The organism is Mesorhizobium sp. M0296, assembly GCF_040321675.1.
GTDB lineage: Bacteria > Pseudomonadota > Alphaproteobacteria > Rhizobiales > Rhizobiaceae > Mesorhizobium.
On record NZ_JAMYRZ010000053.1, the window covers coordinates 16,065 to 35,496 of the forward strand.

The 19,432-nt window shown below is 64.0% G+C and carries 15 protein-coding genes; all 15 read left to right on the forward strand.

The genetic code is table 11. The features are described from left to right. Positions 1-15 precede the first annotated feature (15 nt). The 15 genes from NKI97_RS31610 to recN all read left to right on the forward strand — a co-directional run bounded on the left by NKI97_RS31610 (position 16) and on the right by recN (position 19,262). Positions 16-1,470 (forward strand): UDP-N-acetylmuramoyl-L-alanyl-D-glutamate--2,6-diaminopimelate ligase, encoded by a 1,455-nt coding sequence (locus NKI97_RS31610; RefSeq protein WP_352453153.1) that lies wholly within the window; start codon positions 16-18, stop codon positions 1,468-1,470. Further along, positions 1,467-2,900: a UDP-N-acetylmuramoylalanyl-D-glutamyl-2,6-diaminopimelate--D-alanyl-D-alanine ligase gene (locus NKI97_RS31615; RefSeq protein ID WP_352589457.1), complete on the forward strand. Its 1,434-nt coding sequence runs from the start codon at positions 1,467-1,469 to the stop codon at positions 2,898-2,900. The genes NKI97_RS31610 and NKI97_RS31615 overlap by 4 nt, the downstream gene beginning before the upstream one ends. 24 nt (positions 2,901-2,924) lie before the next feature. Continuing rightward, a complete protein-coding gene (mraY, locus tag NKI97_RS31620; protein WP_023676767.1) occupies positions 2,925-4,007 on the forward strand; it encodes a phospho-N-acetylmuramoyl-pentapeptide-transferase in 1,083 nt (360 codons plus the stop codon). An 8-nt stretch (positions 4,008-4,015) separates the two neighbouring features. Next, complete coding sequence (gene murD / locus NKI97_RS31625) at positions 4,016-5,416, forward strand: UDP-N-acetylmuramoyl-L-alanine--D-glutamate ligase (protein WP_352589460.1); 1,401 nt, start codon at positions 4,016-4,018, stop codon at positions 5,414-5,416. Continuing rightward, the gene (gene ftsW / locus NKI97_RS31630) at positions 5,416-6,567 is read left to right on the forward strand and encodes a putative lipid II flippase FtsW (RefSeq protein ID WP_352456168.1); all 1,152 of its coding nucleotides are present in this window, start codon (positions 5,416-5,418) and stop codon (positions 6,565-6,567) included. Before murD ends, ftsW begins: the two co-directional genes overlap by 1 nt. A gap of 1 nt (position 6,568) precedes the next feature. Then, positions 6,569-7,696 (forward strand): undecaprenyldiphospho-muramoylpentapeptide beta-N-acetylglucosaminyltransferase, encoded by a 1,128-nt coding sequence (gene murG, locus NKI97_RS31635; RefSeq protein ID WP_352838212.1) that lies wholly within the window; start codon positions 6,569-6,571, stop codon positions 7,694-7,696. Beyond that, positions 7,693-9,099 (forward strand): UDP-N-acetylmuramate--L-alanine ligase, encoded by a 1,407-nt coding sequence (murC, locus tag NKI97_RS31640; RefSeq protein WP_352456166.1) that lies wholly within the window; start codon positions 7,693-7,695, stop codon positions 9,097-9,099. Before murG ends, murC begins: the two co-directional genes overlap by 4 nt. Then, positions 9,096-10,061 (forward strand): UDP-N-acetylmuramate dehydrogenase, encoded by a 966-nt coding sequence (gene murB, locus NKI97_RS31645; RefSeq protein WP_031211769.1) that lies wholly within the window; start codon positions 9,096-9,098, stop codon positions 10,059-10,061. The genes murC and murB overlap by 4 nt, the downstream gene beginning before the upstream one ends. Before the next feature lie 315 nt (positions 10,062-10,376). Then, positions 10,377-11,303, forward strand: a complete 927-nt coding sequence (locus NKI97_RS31650) for a D-alanine--D-alanine ligase (protein WP_352539522.1) — start codon at positions 10,377-10,379, stop codon at positions 11,301-11,303. Next, positions 11,291-12,232: a cell division protein FtsQ/DivIB gene (locus tag NKI97_RS31655; RefSeq protein ID WP_352838214.1), complete on the forward strand. Its 942-nt coding sequence runs from the start codon at positions 11,291-11,293 to the stop codon at positions 12,230-12,232. Before NKI97_RS31650 ends, NKI97_RS31655 begins: the two co-directional genes overlap by 13 nt. Further along, positions 12,229-13,536 (forward strand): cell division protein FtsA, encoded by a 1,308-nt coding sequence (gene ftsA, locus NKI97_RS31660; RefSeq protein WP_023676759.1) that lies wholly within the window; start codon positions 12,229-12,231, stop codon positions 13,534-13,536. Before NKI97_RS31655 ends, ftsA begins: the two co-directional genes overlap by 4 nt. Positions 13,537-13,603: 67 nt before the next feature. Next, positions 13,604-15,274 carry a cell division protein FtsZ gene (ftsZ, locus tag NKI97_RS31665; RefSeq protein ID WP_352838216.1) on the forward strand — a complete coding sequence of 557 codons (1,671 nt, stop codon included), beginning with the start codon at positions 13,604-13,606 and terminating at the stop codon, positions 15,272-15,274. A 279-nt stretch (positions 15,275-15,553) separates the two neighbouring features. After that, positions 15,554-16,501: a UDP-3-O-acyl-N-acetylglucosamine deacetylase gene (gene lpxC / locus NKI97_RS31670; protein ID WP_254818982.1), complete on the forward strand. Its 948-nt coding sequence runs from the start codon at positions 15,554-15,556 to the stop codon at positions 16,499-16,501. Positions 16,502-16,705: 204 nt separating this feature from the next. Further along, positions 16,706-17,575, forward strand: coding sequence for an outer membrane protein assembly factor BamD (locus NKI97_RS31675; RefSeq protein WP_023676756.1), 870 nt, complete (start codon positions 16,706-16,708; stop codon positions 17,573-17,575). A 13-nt stretch (positions 17,576-17,588) separates the two neighbouring features. Next, positions 17,589-19,262 carry a DNA repair protein RecN gene (gene recN, locus NKI97_RS31680; RefSeq protein WP_352453825.1) on the forward strand — a complete coding sequence of 558 codons (1,674 nt, stop codon included), beginning with the start codon at positions 17,589-17,591 and terminating at the stop codon, positions 19,260-19,262. Positions 19,263-19,432 lie beyond the last annotated feature (170 nt).

Consider the following 19,432-nt stretch of genomic DNA (forward strand, 5'->3'; position numbering starts at 1 on the left):
GATGAACGGGGTTCGATGAAGCTGAAAAATCTAGCCGGTATCCTGCCTGTCGAAGGGACAGCTTCCTTCGATATGGAGGTTACAGGGATTTCGTCGGATTCCCGCCAGGTAACACGGGGCGTCGTCTTTTTCGCGCTCAGCGGCTCCAAGGCGGATGGCGCAGCCTACGCAGCCGATGCCGCGAGCCGAGGCGCTGCAGCGATCGTGGTCGGCAAGGGCAGTGCCGTCGCCGGGCTGCCAATCCCGGTTCTTGTCGTAGACGATCCGCGCCTTGCACTGGCGCTGAGTGCTGCACGTTTTTTCGGCATGCAACCGCAAACCATGGTCGCGGTGACCGGAACCAGCGGCAAGACCTCGGTCGCCGCATTCACCCGGCAGATATGGGAGCAGGCGGGTTTCGCCGCCGCCTCGATCGGCACGACCGGCGTGGTGGCGCCGGGCCGCAACGAATATGGCTCGCTGACCACGCCGGATCCGGTGGCACTGCACAGGCTGCTCAAGGAGCTGGCGGAGGCCGGCGTCACCCACGCCTCGATGGAAGCGTCCAGCCATGGCCTCGACCAGCGCCGGCTCGACGGCGTCAAGCTTGCGGCCGGCGGCTTCACCAATCTCGGCCGCGACCATATGGACTATCATCCGACGGTCGAGGACTATCATCGCGCCAAATTGCGTCTGTTCGACGCGCTGCTGCCGAAGGGCGCGCCGGCGGTCATCTTTGCCGACGACCCGTGGTCGGAGCCGACGATCAAGGCGGCGCGGGCAGGGGGACTGAATGTGCTGACGGTCGGCCGCCACGGCGATTTCCTGCGGCTGAAGCGGGTCGAGCACGAGCGCCACCGCCAGCGCGCCGAGGTCGAAGCGGACGGCGTTCTCCATGAAGTCGACTTGCCGCTGGCCGGCGACTTCCAGATTGCAAATGCGCTGGTGTCGGCCGGCCTCGCCATTTCGACTGGAACATCTGTTGCCAAGGCGTTGATGGCGCTGGAGAAATTGAAGGGCGCGCCGGGACGGCTCGACCTTGTCGGGACGGCCGCCAACGGCGCGCCGGTCTATGTCGACTACGCGCACAAGCCGGATGCGCTGGAAAACGTGCTGGCTTCGGTGCGCCCCTTTACCACCGGCCGCGTCATCGTCGTATTCGGTTGCGGCGGCGACCGGGACCGAGGCAAGCGGCCGATCATGGGCGAGATCGCCACAAGACTGGCCGACGTGGTCATCGTCACCGACGACAATCCCCGCTCGGAAGTACCCGAGACGATCCGCGCCGCGATCCTGGAGGCCGCACCCGGCGCCATCGAGATCGGCGACCGGCGCAAGGCCATCCACGAGGCGGTCGGGATGCTTCACGCTGGCGACACGCTGATCGTGGCCGGCAAGGGCCATGAGGAAGGCCAGACCATCGGCACCGAGACGCTGCATTTTTCCGATCATGAGGAAGTTCGCTCGGCGCTGCGGGAGCAAGCGGCGTGAGCTATCTGTGGACCTCCGAGGCGCTGGTTGCCGCCATGGATGGCCGGCCGCTCGGTCCGATGCCTGAAGGCATCGCCGGCATTTCCATCGACAGCCGCAGCCTGCAGCCGGGAGACGCTTTCTTCGCCATCAAGGGCGAGGCCATGGACGGCCATGATTTCGTCACGGCTGCCATCAAGGCGGGCGCCGGCGTGCTGGTCGTCGCCGAGGGCAAGCTGCCGTCGCTGGGGCGGCTGACTGCACCGATGATCGTCGTGGAGGACGTGCTTGTCGCTCTGGAAAAGCTCGGCGTTGCGGCGCGCGCACGCTCAAAGGCCAGGGTCATTGCCGTGACCGGATCGGCGGGCAAGACCACCACCAAGGAAGCGCTACGCCACGCTCTCTCCGCGGTCGGTACGGTGCATGCATCGGCCCAGTCGTTCAACAATCACTGGGGCGTGCCGCTGACGCTGGCGCGCATGCCGCAGGATTGCGACTATGCCGTCTTCGAGATCGGCATGAACCATCCCGACGAGATCCGGCCGCTGGTCAAGATGGTCCGGCCGCATGTCGCCATCGTCACGTTGATCGCGGCCGCTCACCTCGGCTTCTTCCGCAACCTGGACGAGATCGCCAAGGCCAAGGCAGAGGTTTTCGAGGGACTGGAGCCCGGTGGCGCCGCCCTTCTCAACCGCGACGATGCGCGCTGGAAGCTGCTGGAGAAGATGGCCAAAGAGGCCGGCGTCGAGCATGTCTACGGGTTCGGCGAGAATGCCCGGGCGACCTTCAAACTGATCAAATGCGAGCTCAATGCCGATCACTCGGTCATCACCGCCAAGATTGGCGGGCACGAGATTGTCGCCAGGATCGGCGCGCCGGGCCGCCATATGGTGCAGAACGTGCTCGCGGTTCTTGGTGCCGCGCATCTGGTCGGCGCCGACGTTAACAGGGTTGCGCAGGCGCTGGCCGATCTTTCGCCCGAACGCGGACGCGGCAAGCGCTATGTGTTGCGTCACCCCAACGGGCCGATCACGCTGATCGACGAGAGCTACAACGCCAATCCCGCGTCGATGAGGGCTGCAATGGCACTGCTCAACACGACGCCGGTGTCGGGCGAGGGCAGGCGCATTGCCGTGCTCGGCGATATGCTCGAGCTCGGCAGCCATTCGGCGAAATTGCATGCCGCGCTTGCCGGTCTGATCGTCGGCACCGACACGCGCACGGTCTTTCTCGGCGGCCCGGAGATGCGGGCGCTGGCCGACGTTTTGCCCGGCGAGATCAGGACGGAGTACCGCGCCGGTGCGGAAGATCTGAAACCGGTTCTTCTATCGGAATTAAAGCCCGGCGACGTGGTCATGATCAAATCGTCGAAGGGCATAGGCTTTTCAAAGCTGGTCGAGGCGTTGCTCGGCAAGTTTCCGGCGGAAGCCACAACCAGCAGACAGACCTAGGATCGGTCCGGGGGACGCAAGCGCATGCTAACACTGCTCGTCGAATTTGCGGACAAGATCTCGGTCTTCAACGTCTTCCGCTACATAACATTCCGCACCGGCGGAGCGCTGATCACAGCGGCGCTGATCGTGTTCATCTTCGGACCGACCATCATCAATTCGCTGCGGCTGCGGCAAGGCAAGGGCCAGCCGATCCGTGCCGACGGGCCGCAGACGCATTTCAAGAAGGCGGGAACGCCGACAATGGGCGGACTGATGATCCTGTCCGGCATCGTCGGTTCGTCGCTGCTGTGGGCGAACCTGTCGAGCATCTACGTCTGGGTGGTCCTGCTGGTGACGCTGGGATTCGGCTCGATCGGCTTTTACGACGATTATCTCAAAGTAACCAAGCAATCGCATCTCGGCTTTTCCGGCAAGGCGCGGCTGGGGCTCGAATTCGTCATCGCCGGCATCGCCGCCTGGGTGATCATGCATAACGGCCAGGCGCCGTTCTCGTCATCGTTGACATTCCCTTTCGCCAAGGAGTTTCTCGTCAATCTCGGCTGGTTCTTCATCCCGTTCTCGTGCTTCGTCATCGTCGGCGCCGGCAATGCGGTGAATCTGACCGACGGTCTCGACGGGCTGGCGATCGTGCCGATCATGATCGCAGCCGCATCCTTCGGCGTCATCGCCTATCTCTCCGGCAACGCGGTGTTCGCCGAATATCTGCAGATCCATTTCGTGCCCGGCACCGGTGAACTTGCGGTGGTCCTTGGAGCGGTGATCGGCGCCGGTCTCGGTTTCCTCTGGTTCAATGCGCCGCCGGCGGCGATCTTCATGGGCGACACCGGCTCGCTGGCGCTGGGTGGGCTGATCGGCACGGTCGCGGTGGCGACCAAGCACGAGATCGTGCTGGTCATCGTCGGCGGCCTGTTCGTCGTCGAGATATTCTCGGTCATCATCCAGGTCGGCTACTTCAAGATGACCGGCAAGCGCGTCTTCCTGATGGCGCCGATCCACCATCATTTCGAAAAGCTCGGCTGGACCGAAAGCCAGGTGGTGATCCGCTTCTGGATCATCGCCGTCATCCTGGCGCTGGTCGGCCTGTCGACCCTGAAGCTCAGATAGGAGGCCGCTTGATCCCCGCCGCATCCTTTTCAGGCAAGCGCGTTTCGCTCTTCGGGCTCGGTGGCTCGGGGATTGCCACGGCGCGCGCGCTGATCGAGGGCGGCGCGGATGTGCTGGCCTGGGACGACAATCCCGATAGCGTCGCCAAGGCCGGCGCGGTCGGCATCACGACAGCGGACCTGCGCGGTGCGGACTGGGCGAGGTTTTCCGCCTTCGTGCTGTCGCCCGGCGTGCCGCTGACGCATCCCAAGCCGCACTGGACCGTCGAGCTGGCGCGGGGCTCAGGCGTGGAGATCATCGGCGACATCGAGCTTTTCTGCCGCGAGCGGATGCTGCTGGCACCGGCAGCACCTTTCATTGCCATTACCGGCACCAACGGCAAGTCGACGACCACGGCACTGACGGCGCACATCCTAAAATCGGCTGGGCGCGACACGCAGATGGGCGGCAATATCGGCCGCGCGGTGATGACGCTCGATCCGCCGCAGCCTGAACGGCACTATGTGGTTGAGTGCTCTTCCTACCAGATCGATCTTGCCCCTTCGATCAATCCGACGGCCGGTGTGCTGCTCAACCTGACGCCGGACCATCTCGACCGCCATGGCACGATGCAACACTACGCCTCGATCAAGGAGCGGCTGGTGGCCGGCAGCGAGACGGCAATCATCGGTGTCGACGATTCCTGGTGCGCCCAGATCGCCGATCGGCTGGAGCGGGCCGGCCGGCAGGTCATCCGCGTCTCCAAGCGCCTGCCGCTGACCGACGGTTATTTCGCTGACGGCACCAACTTAATGGAAGCCGTGCACGGCCGCTACAGCCGTGTCGCCTTCCTCGAAGACATCGGCTCGTTGCGCGGCCAGCACAATGCGCAGAACGCGCTGGCCGCCGCCGCCGCCTGCCTCAAGGTCGGGCTCGAGCTCGGCGAGATCCAATCCGGACTGGAGAGTTTCCCTGGGCTGGCGCACCGCATGGAGCAAGTCGGCCGCAAAGGGCATGTGCTGTTCGTCAACGATTCCAAGGCGACCAATGCCGATGCCGCTGCACCGGCGCTGTCGAGCTTTGCGCGTATCTACTGGATTGCCGGCGGCCTGCCGAAAGAGGGCGGCATCGAGCCGTTACGCGGCTTCTTCCCGCGCATCGCCAAGGCCTATCTGATCGGCGAAGCCGCACCGGCCTTTTCGGCGACGCTGGGCGAAGCGGTGCGCTACGAGATATCAGGCACGTTGGCGGCGGCAGTCGAACACGCCGCCCGCGATGCGGCCAGGGATAGTAGCGGCGAGGCAGTGGTGCTGCTGTCGCCGGCCTGCGCCAGTTTCGACCAGTTCAAGAATTTCGAAGTCCGCGGCGAGGCGTTCAGGCAAGCCGCAACCGCCATTGATGGCGTGAAGCCCATCGGAGGGACACGATAATGCAAAGCCGTCTCGACAAAAGCCCTGTGGCGACCTGGTGGTGGACGATCGATCGCTGGTTCCTGGCGGCGTTCCTGTCGCTGATGGGGCTCGGCATCGTTTTGTCCTTCGCCGCAAGCCCGGCGGTGGCCGAGCGCATCGGGCTAGACAGTTTCCACTTCGCGACACGCCAGATTATCTTCACCATTCCGGCACTTGGGGTAATGCTGGCCGTCTCATTCCTTGAATCCAGGCAGATCCGGCGCATGGCGCTGGTCATGTTGTGCATCATGCTGTTCCTGATGGTGGCGGTGCTCTATATCGGCGTCGAGGTGAAGGGCGCGCGGCGCTGGGTGTCGCTAGCCGGCCTGTCGATCCAGCCGTCCGAGTTCCTGAAACCGGCCTTCGTCATCATCTGCGCCTGGCTGTTCGCCGAGCACAAGCGCCAGCCCGACATTCCGGGCAATTTGTTCGCCATGTTGCTGCTTGCACTGGTCATCTCGCTGCTGGTGGCGCAGCCTGACCTTGGGCAGACCATGCTGGTGCTCGGCACCTGGGGGGTGATGTTCTTCATGGCCGGATTGCCGTGGCTGTGGATCGTCGCGCTGGGTGCTGCCGGCGTCGGCGGCGTGTTCGCTGCCTATGCGGTGTTCCCGCACGTTGCCGGCCGCATCGACCGCTTCATGACCGGCGAGGGCGACACGTTCCAGGTCGACATGGGCCGCGAGGCGCTGATCAATGGCGGCTGGTTCGGCGTCGGGCCGGGCGAGGGTACTGTCAAGCGGGTCATCCCCGACAGCCACGCCGACTTCGTCTTCTCCGTCGCCGGCGAGGAATTCGGGCTGATCATGTGCTTCTTCATCATGTCCATCTTCGGGTTCATCGTGCTGCGCGGCCTCAACACGGCACTCAGGGAGCAGGACGATTTCACACGCTATGCGGTTGGCGGCCTGGTCACGGTCTTCGGCCTGCAGTCGGTCATCAACATGGCCGTCAATCTGCAGCTGATGCCCGCCAAGGGCATGACGCTGCCGTTCATTTCCTACGGCGGTTCCTCGCAGATCGCGATCGCCATCTCGATGGGCATGGTGCTGGCGCTGACGCGCAAGCGCCCGGAAAAGCGCAAGCAGCTGGGCTTCATGCCGTCGCCGCGTGCGATGCCGGCGGAGTGAGATGGCGAAGGGGGTCATCCTGCTGGCGGCGGGCGGAACGGGCGGACATCTGTTCCCGGCCGAGGCACTGGCGCACGAACTGACCGGGCGCGGCTGGGCGGTGCACCTGGCGACGGACGAACGCGCCGAGCGCTTTGCCGGGCAGTTCCCGGCGGCCGCCATCCATCCGATCCAGTCGGCGACGATGGGGTCGAAAAATCCTTTTGCCGTGCTCGCCGCATTTTGGAAAATCTGGCGCGGGGTGCGGCAGGCATCGGCCGTCATCGCCAGCGTCAAGCCCGCTATCGTGGTCGGCTTCGGCGGCTATCCGACGCTGCCGCCGCTTTACGCGGCGACCCGGCGCAAGGTGCCGACGCTGATCCACGAGCAGAACGCGGTGATGGGCCGCGCCAACCGGGCGCTCGCCGGCCGCGTCGACGCTATTGCCGGTGGTTTCCTGCCGGAAGACACAAGTGCTACAGGCGTCAAGACGGTGACCACCGGCAATCCGGTCAGGCCGCAAGTGCTGGAAGCGGCGAAGACGCCTTATGCCGCATCGGCCGGTGAAGAGCCGTTCCGATTTCTGGTGTTTGGCGGCAGCCAGGGCGCGCAGTTCTTTTCCGATGCGGTGCCGGCGGCAATCGCCCGGCTTTCCGACGCACAGCGCAGGCGGCTGGCGATCACACAGCAGGCGCGCGCCGACGATGTGACGCGGGTGAAAGCGGCCTATGCCACGCTTGGCATCGAGGCCGAGGTGTCGCCCTTCTTCACCGACATGGCGGCGCGGCTGGCGGCGGCGCATCTGGTGATGTCGCGCTCCGGCGCATCGACCGTATCGGAAATCGCGGTGATCGGCCGGCCGGCGCTGCTGGTGCCTTATCCGCACGCGCTCGACCACGACCAGGCGGCGAATGCGGCGGCCCTTGCGGCAGCGGGCGGCGCCGAGGTGCATCCGCAATCCACGCTTTCGGCGGAGCGGATCGCCGTGCTTGTCGGCGGGCTGATGGATGATCCAGGCAAGGCGGCGACAATGGCCGCGGCGGCGAAATCGTCCGGAAAACCGGATGCCGCGCGGTTGCTCGCCGATCTGACAGAGGCTATTGCGTCCAGGAAAACCGTTTCGGAATTCAGGAAGGAGACGCACGCATGAAGATGCCGCAGACGATCGGCCTCGTGCATTTCATCGGCATTGGCGGCATCGGCATGAGCGGCATCGCCGAGGTGCTGCACAATCTCGGCTACAAGGTACAAGGGTCCGACCAGGCCGACAGCGCCAATGTGCAGCGGCTGCGCGACAAGGGCATCGAATGCTTCGTCGGCCATCAGGCCGAGAACCTCGGCGAGGCCGAAGTGGTCGTCGTCTCCACCGCAATCAAGAAATCCAATCCGGAACTGAAGGCCGCGCGGGAAAAATTGCTTCCCATTGTCCGCCGCGCGGAGATGCTGGCAGAGCTGATGCGTTTCCGCCAAGCGGTGGCGATCGGCGGCACGCATGGCAAGACGACGACGACTTCGATGGTGGCGACGCTACTCGAAGCCGGCGGGCTCGACCCGACGGTAATCAATGGCGGCATCATCAATGCCTATGGCACCAATGCCCGCATGGGAGACGGCGAATGGATGGTGGTCGAGGCCGACGAGAGCGACGGCACCTTCCTCAAGCTGCCGGCCGAGATTGCCGTCGTCACCAATATCGACCCCGAGCACCTCGACCATTACGGCTCCTTCGACAAAGTGCGCGAAGCGTTTCGTCAGTTCGTCGAGAATGTGCCGTTCTACGGCTTTGGTGTGATGTGCACCGACCATCCCGAGGTGCAGGCGCTGGTCGCCCGCATCGAGGACCGGCGCGTCATCACCTATGGCGAAAATGCGCAGGCCGACGTGCGCTTCACCAATCACCGCATGGACGGCCCGACCTCGGAATTCGACGTGGTGATCCGCGACCGCAAGACGCACGGCCAGATAACGATATCAGGCCTGCGGCTGCCCATGCCCGGGCGCCACAATGTCTCCAATGCGACGGCGGCGATTGCCGTCGCGCATGAGCTCGGCCTTTCGGCTGAGGCAATCAAGAAGGGCCTGTCGTCTTTCGCCGGCGTCAAGCGGCGCTTCACCCATACCGGTTCGTGGAACGGTGTCGATGTGTTCGACGATTACGGTCATCATCCGGTCGAGATCACGGCGGTACTGAAGGCTGCGCGCAGCGCTACCAAGGGTCGCATCATCGCCGTTACCCAACCGCATCGCTTCACCCGGCTGCGCGATCTGTTCGACGAGTTTTCCGTCTGCTTCAACGACGCCGATACGGTAATGGTGGCGCCCGTCTATGCAGCCGGCGAGGAACCGATCGACGGCGTCACGTCCGACGCACTGGTGTCGCGCATCCGCTCCGGCGGCCATCGCGACGCACGCTACATCGAAGGTCCGGCGGCGATTGCGCCGATCGTGCGCGAGGTGGCGAAGCCGGGCGATTTCGTCGTCTTCCTCGGCGCCGGCAACATCACCCAATGGGCCTATGCGCTGCCCAAGGAACTCGGCGGGACCATCTCATGATGCGCGGCCAGGCGTTGATCGAGAAGCTTGGCGACCGGCTTGCCGGACTGCGCGGCCGCATCACGCCCAATGCCGAGATGGACAAGATCACCTGGTTTCGAGCCGGCGGGCTGGCGGACGCATTGTTCCAGCCGGCCGACGAGGACGATCTTGCCACGTTCCTGAAGGCGGTGCCGGAGGAAATTCCGCTGACCATCGTCGGCGTCGGCTCGAACTTGCTTGTCCGTGACGGCGGCATTGCGGGCTTTGTCATCCGGCTTTCGGCCAAAGGCTTTGGCGAGACCGAAGTGATTGCGCCGACCACGATCAAGGCGGGTGCCGCGACACCCGACAAGCGCCTTGCGGCCGTTGCCTACGAGGCCGGCATCGGTGGCTTTCATTTCTACCACGGCATTCCCGGCGCCATTGGCGGAGCGCTGAGGATGAACGCCGGCGCCAATGGCGTCGAGACGCGCGAGCGCGTGGTCGAGGTGCGGGCACTCGACCGCAAGGGCAATGTTCATACGCTGAGCAATGCCGATATGGGCTATGCCTATCGCCATTCAGCGGCGCCGTCCGGGCTGATCTTCACGTCGGCGCTGCTCGAAGGCATTCCTGAGGACAAGGCGGCGATCAAGGCCGCGATGGATGCTGTCCAGAACCATCGCGAGACCGTGCAGCCGATCCGCGAAAAGACCGGTGGCTCTACCTTCAAGAATCCTGAGGGCACCTCCGCCTGGAAGGAGATCGACAAGGCCGGCTGCCGCGGCCTGATGGTCGGCGGGGCGCAGATGTCGCCGATGCATTGCAACTTCATGATCAACACCGGAACGGCCACGGGCTACGAGCTTGAATATCTCGGTGAGACGGTGCGTGCGCGCGTGCTCGAAAGATCAGGCATCCGGCTGCAGTGGGAGATCAAGCGCATTGGTAATTTTCGGCCGGGCCATGCCGTCCAGGAATTTCTCGGGCAGTTGCTTTAGGCAAGCTGACCGCCGTTGCCTTTCGGACTCATGAATTCACATTTTGCTGCCGTTTTTGCGGAAAGTGAATCCATCGGAATCGTAAGCACTTGCCAGCGAATCAACTCTCTGATTCTCTGCCCTGAAGCGTTTCCTGATTTGAGTCGTTTCGACGCGTTACTCGCGTTTCCGTCTGGGGGGGCAACCTGCCGGGAGACTCGGACTCAATGTTGCGGAAACACGGGAGCGAAGTTGCTCGGGCGCATTTGAGTGCGCGCGATGCTTTTCGGGGCATGCGCGATGGTGCAGGCCTGCTGTGAGAGGAAATGACGGGGAATGACAAGCAAGCATGTGGCCGTCCTTCTGGGGGGATTCTCGTCCGAGCGGCCCGTGTCCCTGTCGTCGGGTAAGGCCTGCGCCGATGCGCTCGAGGGAGAGGGCTACCAGGTCACCCGCGTCGACGTCTCGCGCGATATCGGCTCGGTGCTCAGCGCGCTCAAGCCTGACGTCGTCTTCAATGCGCTGCACGGCCCCTTCGGCGAGGACGGCACCATCCAGGGTATCCTCGAGTACCTCGCCATTCCGTACACCCATTCCGGCGTGCTTGCCTCGGCGCTTGCGATGAACAAGGAACAGGCCAAGAAGGTCGCGAAGGCGGCCGGCGTTCCGGTGGCGGAATCGAAGGTGGCCAATCGCTTCGCCATCCAGAACAAGCACCCGATGAAGCCGCCCTATGTCGTCAAGCCGGTCAACGAAGGATCGAGCTTCGGTGTCGTCATCGTGCATGAAGGCCAGTCGCATCCGCCGCAGATCATCGGCTCGTCCGAGTGGAAATATGGCGATACGGTCATGGTCGAGCGTTATGTGCACGGGCGGGAATTGACCTGCGCGGTGATGGGCGATGTGGCGCTCGGTGTCTGCGAGATCATCCCGACCGGCCATTCCTTCTACGACTATGATTCAAAATACGTCGCGGGCGGATCAAAACACGAATGCCCGGCAAAACTTTCACCGAATATTTACCAAAAAATACAGACACTGGCGCTCAAGGCTCATCAAGCTATCGGCTGTCGGGGCGTTTCCCGGTCGGACTTCCGTTATGACGATCGTCACTCCGAAAACGGCGAAATTGTCTGGCTCGAGGTCAACACCCAGCCGGGTATGACGCCGACGTCTTTGGTGCCGGAAATCGCCGCGCAAGCGGGACACTCGTTCGGCGATTTGTTGAGTTGGATGGTGGAGGACGCTTCGTGTCTGCGTTGAAGTGGGGACAGGGCAAGGGGAAGGGCACGGCCGGGCCGGCGCTGTTCGACATGCCGTTGTCGTTCGACCATTTCGTGCTGCCGCGCCTGCTCCGCCGGCCGGTGCGCGTGCTGGCGCGCCTCGGCGAAGGCGACTTCGAAGCGCCGCCCTATTGCGCTGCCATGCTGTCGGCGGCACTGCTTGTTTCGAGCAGTGCCTATGGCGCCTATCTCGGCGGATATTCCGACGCCATCGTCCAGAGTGTCACCGCCCGCACCGGCTTTGCCGTCGACCAGGTCAAGGTCGTCGGCAACCGCGAAACGTCCGAGATAGATATTCTCGACAGGCTGGAACTCGACGGCTGGACCTCGCTGATCGGCTTCGATGCCGAAGCCGCGCGCGAACGCATCACCACGCTACCCTGGGTCGAAGCCGCGGCAGTGCGCAAGGTCTACCCGCATACGCTGGAAGTGCGCGTCGAGGAGCGCGAGCCGTTCGCGCTGTGGCAGCAAGGCAGCGCGCTTTCGGTCATCGAGAAATCCGGCACCGTCATTGCGCCGTTCTCCGGCGGCAAGCAGATATTGCTGCCGCTGATCATCGGCACCGGCGCACCGGCCAAAGCGCCGGATTTCCTGGCCAAGATCAAGAATTATCCGGAGCTCGCCGCGCGGATCAAGGGCTATATCCGCATCGGCGAACGGCGCTGGGATCTCAAGCTTGAAAACGGCATCACGATCAAGCTCCCCGAAGACGGTGAGGATCAGGCGATTGCCGACCTGGTCAGGATGGATCACGAGAACGGGCTTTTGACGCGCGACATCGCCGCCGTCGACATGCGCCTTTCCGATCGTCTGGTCGTCCAGTTGACGCCGGAAGCGGCGACACAACGCCAAGCCGCGCTCGACGAAAAGCCCAAGATGCTGAAGCGCAAGCCGGAGACGAAGATATGAGCTGGCTTGGCGGCAATAGCGATGCCTCGTCGCGCCGGTCCGGCATCCTGACGGTGCTGGATGTCGGCTCCAGCAAGGTCTGCTGCGTGGTGGCCAAACTCAAGCCGCGCGACGATGGCAAGCTGCTGCGCGGCCGCTCGCATCGCGTCCAGGTGATCGGCATCGGCCACCAGAAATCGCAAGGCGTGAAATCGGGCGTCGTCATCGATCTCGACCGTGCCGAGCACGCCATCCGTCTTGCCGTCGACGCCGCCGAACGCATGGCGGGACTGACGGTCGATTCGCTGATCGTCAACATGACTGCCGGCCGGCTGAAGAGCGAGGCTTTTTCGGCCACCATCAATCTCGGCGGCCATGAGGCCGACGAGGCCGACATCAAGCGGGTGCTTGCCGCCGGCGCCAAGCAGGCGTTGCGGGCCGAGCGCGAGGTGATCCATTCGCTTCCCGTAGCCTTTTCGCTGGATGCCGAGCGCGGTGTGCGCGATCCGCGCGGCATGGTTGGCGACCAGCTTGGCGTCGACATGCACGTGCTGACAGGCGACGCAGCGCCCTTGCGCAATCTGGAGCTCTGCATCAACCGCTCGCATCTGTCGGTCGAACGCATGGTGGCGACGCCCTATGCCAGTGGGCTTGCTGCGCTGGTCGACGACGAGCTCGAAATGGGCGCGGCCTGCATCGACATGGGCGGCGGCACGACGACGATCTCGGTGTTTTCGGAAGGCAAGTTCGTCCATGGCGATGCCATCGCGATCGGCGGCAACCACGTCACGCTGGATATGGCCAAGGGCCTGTCGACCTCGCTCGATGCCGCCGAAAGGCTGAAAGTGATGCATGGCTCGGCGCTGCCTGGCAGTGCCGACGACCGCGACCTGGTTTCCATCCATCCGATCGGCGAGGACGGCGAGGTGCCGTTGCAGATCCCGCGCTCGGTGATGACGCGCATCATCCGCGCTCGCATCGACGAGACGCTGGAATTGTTGCGCGACCGGCTGAACAAGTCCGGCTACGGCAATGCCGTCGGCAAGCGTGTGGTGCTGACCGGCGGCGCCAGCCAGCTTGCCGGCCTGCCAGAAGCAGCACGCCGCATTCTCGGCCGCAATGTGCGCATCGGACGCCCGCTTGGCGTGGCAGGCCTGCCCGAGGCGGCCAAGGGGCCGGCTTTTTCGACGCCCGTCGGGCTTCTGATCTACCCGCAGATGGCGAGCTTCGAGAGCCGCCCGGCGAAGGGAATTTCCGGTCTTCGGATGACCGGAACAGGCGGAAAACTGCATCGAATGAGTCAGTGGTTGAGAGACAGTTTTTAATTTGACGGGGACAGCCCCATAGGCGGCCGCGGCGGCGAAGCGGCGGGAAAGGCAAAGGACGAAGACAATGACCATCAATCTGCAGAAGCCGGACATCACCGAGCTCAAGCCGCGCATCACCGTATTCGGTGTCGGCGGCGGCGGCGGCAATGCCGTCAACAACATGATCACCGCCGGCTTGCGCGGCGTTGAGTTCGTGGTGGCCAACACCGACGCGCAGGCACTGACGATGTCGAAGGCCGAGCGGCTGATCCAGCTCGGTGCGCATGTCACCGAGGGTCTTGGCGCCGGATCGCAGCCTGAAGTCGGGCGCGCGGCGGCGGAAGAGTGCATCGACGAGATCATCGATCATCTCTCCAACACGCATATGTGCTTCGTCACCGCCGGCATGGGCGGCGGTACCGGCACCGGGGCGGCCCCCGTCGTCGCGCGCGCTGCCCGCGAAAAGGGTATCCTCACCGTCGGCGTCGTCACCAAGCCGTTCCACTTCGAAGGCCAGCGCCGCATGAAGACGGCCGACATGGGTATCGAGGAACTGCAGAAATGCGTCGATACCCTGATCGTTATTCCCAACCAGAACCTGTTCCGGCTGGCCAATGACAAGACCACCTTCGCCGATGCCTTCGCCATGGCCGACCAGGTGCTCTATTCGGGCGTTGCCTGCATTACCGACCTGATGGTCAAGGAAGGCCTGATCAATCTCGACTTCGCCGACGTCCGCTCGGTCATGCGCGAAATGGGCAAGGCGATGATGGGGACTGGCGAGGCTTCGGGCGAGGGCCGTGCAATGGCCGCGGCGGAAGCCGCCATCGCCAACCCGCTGCTCGACGAGACCTCGATGAAGGGCGCCAAGGGCCTGCTGATCTCGATCACCGGCGGCCGCGACCTGACCCTGTTCGAAGTCGATGAGGCGGCAACCCGCATTCGCGAAGAGGTCGACCAGGATGCCAACATCATTCTGGGCGCCACTTTCGATGAGGAACTCGAAGGCGTTATCCGCGTGTCGGTGGTCGCCACCGGCATCGACAAATCGGCGGCCGAAATCGCTGCCGCACCGATCGCCATCCGCACGGCTCCGCCGAAGCCGGTCAGCCGCCCGGCGGCTCAGGTCACGGAAATGCGCCCGGCGCCTGTCCAGCAGCCGATCTATGAACCACGTGCTGCCGATCCGGTCGCCGAGGCCATTCAGCTCGCCGAGGCGAATGCGGCAGAGATGGCGCAGGCCCGACCGGCACCGGTCGCCCATGCGGAAGACTTCCGCCCGCAGAGCAAGATCTTCCAGGCGCCTCCGGCTCAGCCGCAGCCGATGATGCAGCCAGCGGTTCAGCAAGCGATGCAGCCTGCTCCGCATCGTGAAATGCCGCAGCCGGTTGCCGCAGCACCCCAGCGCATGCCGCGGGTCGAGGATTTCCCGCCGCAGGTGAAGGCCGAAGTGGAAGCCAAGGCGCGCCCGGCCGACCACGAAAACAGCGGCCCGATGGGCTTGCTCAAGCGCCTGACCAACGGCTTGACCCGCCGCGAAGAGGAGCCTGCAAGGCTGCAGCCGGCGCAGCCGCGCGAACCGAAACTGCGCCAGGCGCCGGCGGAAGTGCGCCGCCTTGCCAGCCAGGATCCGCAGCTTTACGCGCCGCGCCGCGGCCAGCTGGACGAGCAGGGCCGACTGACGCCGCAGAGCCGGGCTGTCCAGGAAGACGATCAGTTGGAGATTCCCGCCTTCCTGCGCCGACAGGCCAATTGATCTGTTAACGGTTCGTAACAGTTATTAACAGGCGAGCAGGAAACTGTTCGCCTGTTAACTTTAAAAGTGATTGTAAAACAAGGACTTATGGGGCAATCCCGCGCTGGACCGCAGTTACAAAGAGTAAGAAACCGTGATTTGGAGTCTCCCCGCGGGACCATTATCTTCGCCACCGACCAAAGTCGGTTTGCTGGGAGTCTCGGGGAAGTGGCCCTGCCTGCCGATCAATCAAGAGCCGCGCCCTCAGGGCAGACGAAGCGGACCTAGGCAGTACGGGCTATGGGGATTGTTTTGCACGACTATCAGACGACACTTAAATCGCGCGCGACGCTGACTGGCATCGGCGTTCACAGTGGCAATCCGGTCACCGTCCATTTCCTGCCGGCGGATGCCGATACGGGTGTCGTCTTCCAGCTTTCGAATGCAAGCGGAAGCCACGAATTTCGCGCGCTCGTCTCCGAGGTCGGTGCCACCGATCTCTGCACCATGCTTGGCGATCCGCAAGGCGAGCACATTGCCACGGTCGAGCATCTGATGGCGACGCTTTTCGGGCTTGGAATCGACAATCTCGTCATCGAAATCGACGGCCATGAGGTGCCTATCCTCGACGGCAGCGCAGTGATGTTCGTCGAGGCCATTGACCAGGCAGGCATCGAAACGCTGCCGGTCAAGCGTCGCTACATCAGGGTGGTCAAGCCGGTTCGTATCGAGAACGGCGCCTGCTGGGCGGAGTTCAGGCCCTATGACGGCACGCGCTTCGAGATCGAGATCGATTTCGAAAGCCCGGCGATCGGGCGCCAGCTTTTTGCATCCGACATGAACGCCGACATTTTCCGCCGCGACGTCGCGCGGGCCCGCACGTTCGGTTTCATGAAGGACGTCGAGCGGCTGTGGGCGGCCGGCTATGCGCTCGGCTCCTCGTTGGAAAACTCCCTGGTGATCGGCGACGACAACCGCGTGATCAACATGGGAGGCCTGCGCTATCCCAACGAGTTCGCGCGCCACAAGACGATGGATGCGATGGGCGACCTGGCGCTCGCCGGTGCCCGGTTCATCGGCTGCTTCCGCTCCTATCGTGGCGGCCACAGGCTGAACGCGGCTGCGCTGCGCCGTCTCTTGTCGGACCGTTCGGCTTTCGAGATCGTCGAGACGACGCGCCGCGAGCGCGGGCGTACCGCCGAGATGAGCGCCGTCAACGCACCCCTCTACGCACCCTGGATGATCTGATTCTTAAGGTCTTGCGGCTCCCGTTGCGGTCAAGCTGTGTTGCATGGATGCATCACCGGCCGGCCAAATTACACAGCTTTCCAGGTGGCGCCAAACCGCCACAAAAATGTGCGATTGGCCGGGGATAGCGTTGCCGGGCAAGGCAATTATGGTTTATGGCTGCTGCCGTCGACTGAAATGACGCCGAAAGGGCGGAATCCAAACATGTTTTTCAAGCGAGTTGGTCAATCGAAGGCGCTGCGGCGGGCTGTTTTCCTGGCGCTTTCGGTGGTCGTTCCATCGCTGTTTCTGTCGGCCTGCATGTCGTCCGAGAAGGACGTCGATCTGTCGACCTATGTCGATCAGACCGAGCCGGCCGACGTGCTCTACAATCAGGGTCTCGCCAATCTGAATGCCGGGCGACTGCAGGAGGCAAGCCGCAAGTTCGATGCCGTCGACCGCCAGCATCCCTATTCCGAATTCGCCCGCAAATCGATGGTGATGGGTGCCTTTGCCGACTACCGTCAGGGCAATTACGACGAGGCGATCGGTTCGGCCAAGCGCTACCTGACCCTCTACCCCTCGACCGACGATGCAGCCTATGCCCAGTACATTATCGGGCTGAGCTACTACCGTCAGATCAAGGACGTCACCCAGGACCAGAAGGAAGCGCGTCTTACCGTGCAGACGATGCAGGACCTCGTGACGCGCTGGCCCACGTCCGAATATGCCGACGACGCCAAGGAGAAGATCCGCTTCGCCAACGATCAGCTCGCCGGCAAAGAGATGCAGATCGGCCGCTATTATCTCGAGCGCCGCGAATACATCGCGGCCGTCAAACGGTTCCGTAACGTCGTGGAGAACTATTCCAACACACGTCATGTCGAGGAAGCGCTGGCGCGTCTTACCGAGAGCTACTATGCGATGGGGCTGACGTCGGAAGCGCAGACCGCTGCGGCCGTGCTCGGCACCAACTATCCCGATAGCCAGTGGTACAAGGACTCCTACAAGCTCCTGCAGAGTGGTGGGCTCGAGCCGCGCGAGAATGCCGGATCGTGGATCTCCAAGGCCGGGAAGCTGATCACCGGCGCCTGAGCGGCGCGTCCCCATGCTCTCCAGACTGTCGATCCGCGATATCGTTCTGATCGAGAAGCTGGACATCGACTTCTCGTCCGGCCTTTCGGTCCTTACCGGCGAAACCGGCGCCGGAAAGTCCATCCTGCTCGACGCCTTGTCGCTGGCGCTTGGCGCCCGCGGCGACGCCTCGCTGGTGCGGCATGGCGCGGCACAAGGCCAGATCATCGCCGTCTTCGACGTGCCGCGCAACCACCCGGCCCGTATGCTGCTCGCCGAGAACGCCATCGAGGACGACGGCGACATCATCCTGCGCCGCGTCCAGACGGCGGACGGCCGCACGCGCGTTTTCGTCAACGACCAGCCGTCCAGCGTGATGCTGATGCGCGACGTCGGCCATGCGCTGGTCGAGATCCACGGCCAGCACGACGAGCGCGCTTTGGTCGATCCCGGCGCCCATCGCGAGTTGCTCGACAGTTTCGGCGGCCATCTCGGCGCTGCTCGGGCAACAGGCGAGGCGTGGCGGCACTGGCGCGCCTGCGAGCAGGAATTTTCACGGCACCGGGCCAAAGTCGAGGCGGCTTCCCGCGAGGCCGATTATCTGCGTGCGGCGGTCGCCGAATTGACCAGGCTCGATCCGCAACCGGGCGAAGAGACCGAGCTCGCCGAACTGCGCGCCGCGATGATGCGGGCGGAAAAGATCGCCTCGGAAGTCCACGATGCCCAGGATGTGCTCTCGGGTCCGTCCTCGCCCTTGCCGCAACTGGCCAGCCTGCTCAGGCGGCTGCAGCGCAAGGTGACCGAAGCGCCCGGCTTGCTCGAGGATGTCGTCAAATCGCTCGACGAGGCGATGCTGTCGCTCGACGCGGCGCAGTCGGGCGTCGAAGCCGCACTGCGCGCCACCGAATATGATCCGCAGCGGCTGGAGAAAGCCGAGGAGCGGCTGTTTTCGCTGCGTGCCGCCTCGCGCAAGCACAGCGTCGCCGTCGACGACCTGGCGCAATTGCGTGACACCATGGCGGCCGACCTTGCCGATCTCGACGCCGGCGAAGAGCGCCTGCATGCGCTGGAGAAACAGGCTGCAACGGCGCGCCAGGCCTATGACACTACGGCGGCCCAGCTGTCGTCGCTTCGCCATGCGGCGGCCGTCGGGCTGACCAAGGCGGTAATGGCCGAACTGCCGGCGCTGAAGCTCGAACGGGCCGAATTCATCGTCGAGATCGCAAGCGATGCCGAGAGCCGCATGGAAGAAGGCATCGACCAGGTCGAGTTCTGGGTGCGCACCAATCCCGGCACCAGGCCCGGCCCAATGATGAAAGTCGCTTCCGGCGGCGAGCTTTCGCGCTTCCTGCTGGCGTTGAAGGTAGCACTCGCTGACCGGGGCTCGGCGCCGACCTTGGTCTTCGACGAAATCGACACCGGCGTCGGCGGTGCGGTTGCCGACGCCATCGGCCAGCGGCTGGCGCGGCTGGCAAAACGCGTGCAGGTGCTTTCGGTCACGCATGCACCACAAGTGGCGGCGCGCGCGGCGACGCATTTCCTGATCTCCAAATCAGGCGGGGCCGACCGGGTCTCGACCGGCATCGCCGAGATGGACCGGGCGGCGCGGCAGGAAGAGATCGCACGCATGCTCGCCGGTGCCACCATCACCGACGAGGCGCGCGCGGCGGCCGAGCGGCTGCTACGGGAGAACACCGCGGCAGCCTAGAGCGTTTCATCGTTTCACGGAAACGCCGAACCGCTCTACCTCTTTGTTTGCGCAATTCCGGACGGAAACCGTTTCACACTTTTTCCTGGAATTGCTTGTCTTATGACTTTCGCTGCCGAATGGGTCAGAAAGGAACGCTGAGAGAGGGTAGCCGCCCTCCCTCAGCGGCG

What these genes read in the sequence shown, in the direction of transcription:
- recN (WP_352453825.1), top strand. Translation starts at nt 17,589, where the DNA reads ATGCTCTCCAGACTGTCGATCCGCGATATCGTTCTGATCGAGAAGCTG.
- ftsA (WP_023676759.1), top strand. Translation starts at nt 12,229, where the DNA reads ATGAGCTGGCTTGGCGGCAATAGCGATGCCTCGTCGCGCCGGTCCGGC.
- murC (WP_352456166.1), top strand. Translation starts at nt 7,693, where the DNA reads ATGAAGATGCCGCAGACGATCGGCCTCGTGCATTTCATCGGCATTGGC.
- ftsW (WP_352456168.1), top strand. Translation starts at nt 5,416, where the DNA reads ATGCAAAGCCGTCTCGACAAAAGCCCTGTGGCGACCTGGTGGTGGACG.
- lpxC (WP_254818982.1), top strand. Translation starts at nt 15,554, where the DNA reads ATGGGGATTGTTTTGCACGACTATCAGACGACACTTAAATCGCGCGCG.
- NKI97_RS31610 (WP_352453153.1), top strand. Translation starts at nt 16, where the DNA reads ATGAAGCTGAAAAATCTAGCCGGTATCCTGCCTGTCGAAGGGACAGCT.
- ftsZ (WP_352838216.1), top strand. Translation starts at nt 13,604, where the DNA reads ATGACCATCAATCTGCAGAAGCCGGACATCACCGAGCTCAAGCCGCGC.
- NKI97_RS31650 (WP_352539522.1), top strand. Translation starts at nt 10,377, where the DNA reads ATGACAAGCAAGCATGTGGCCGTCCTTCTGGGGGGATTCTCGTCCGAG.
- NKI97_RS31675 (WP_023676756.1), top strand. Translation starts at nt 16,706, where the DNA reads ATGTTTTTCAAGCGAGTTGGTCAATCGAAGGCGCTGCGGCGGGCTGTT.
- mraY (WP_023676767.1), top strand. Translation starts at nt 2,925, where the DNA reads ATGCTAACACTGCTCGTCGAATTTGCGGACAAGATCTCGGTCTTCAAC.
- murB (WP_031211769.1), top strand. Translation starts at nt 9,096, where the DNA reads ATGATGCGCGGCCAGGCGTTGATCGAGAAGCTTGGCGACCGGCTTGCC.
- murG (WP_352838212.1), top strand. Translation starts at nt 6,569, where the DNA reads ATGGCGAAGGGGGTCATCCTGCTGGCGGCGGGCGGAACGGGCGGACAT.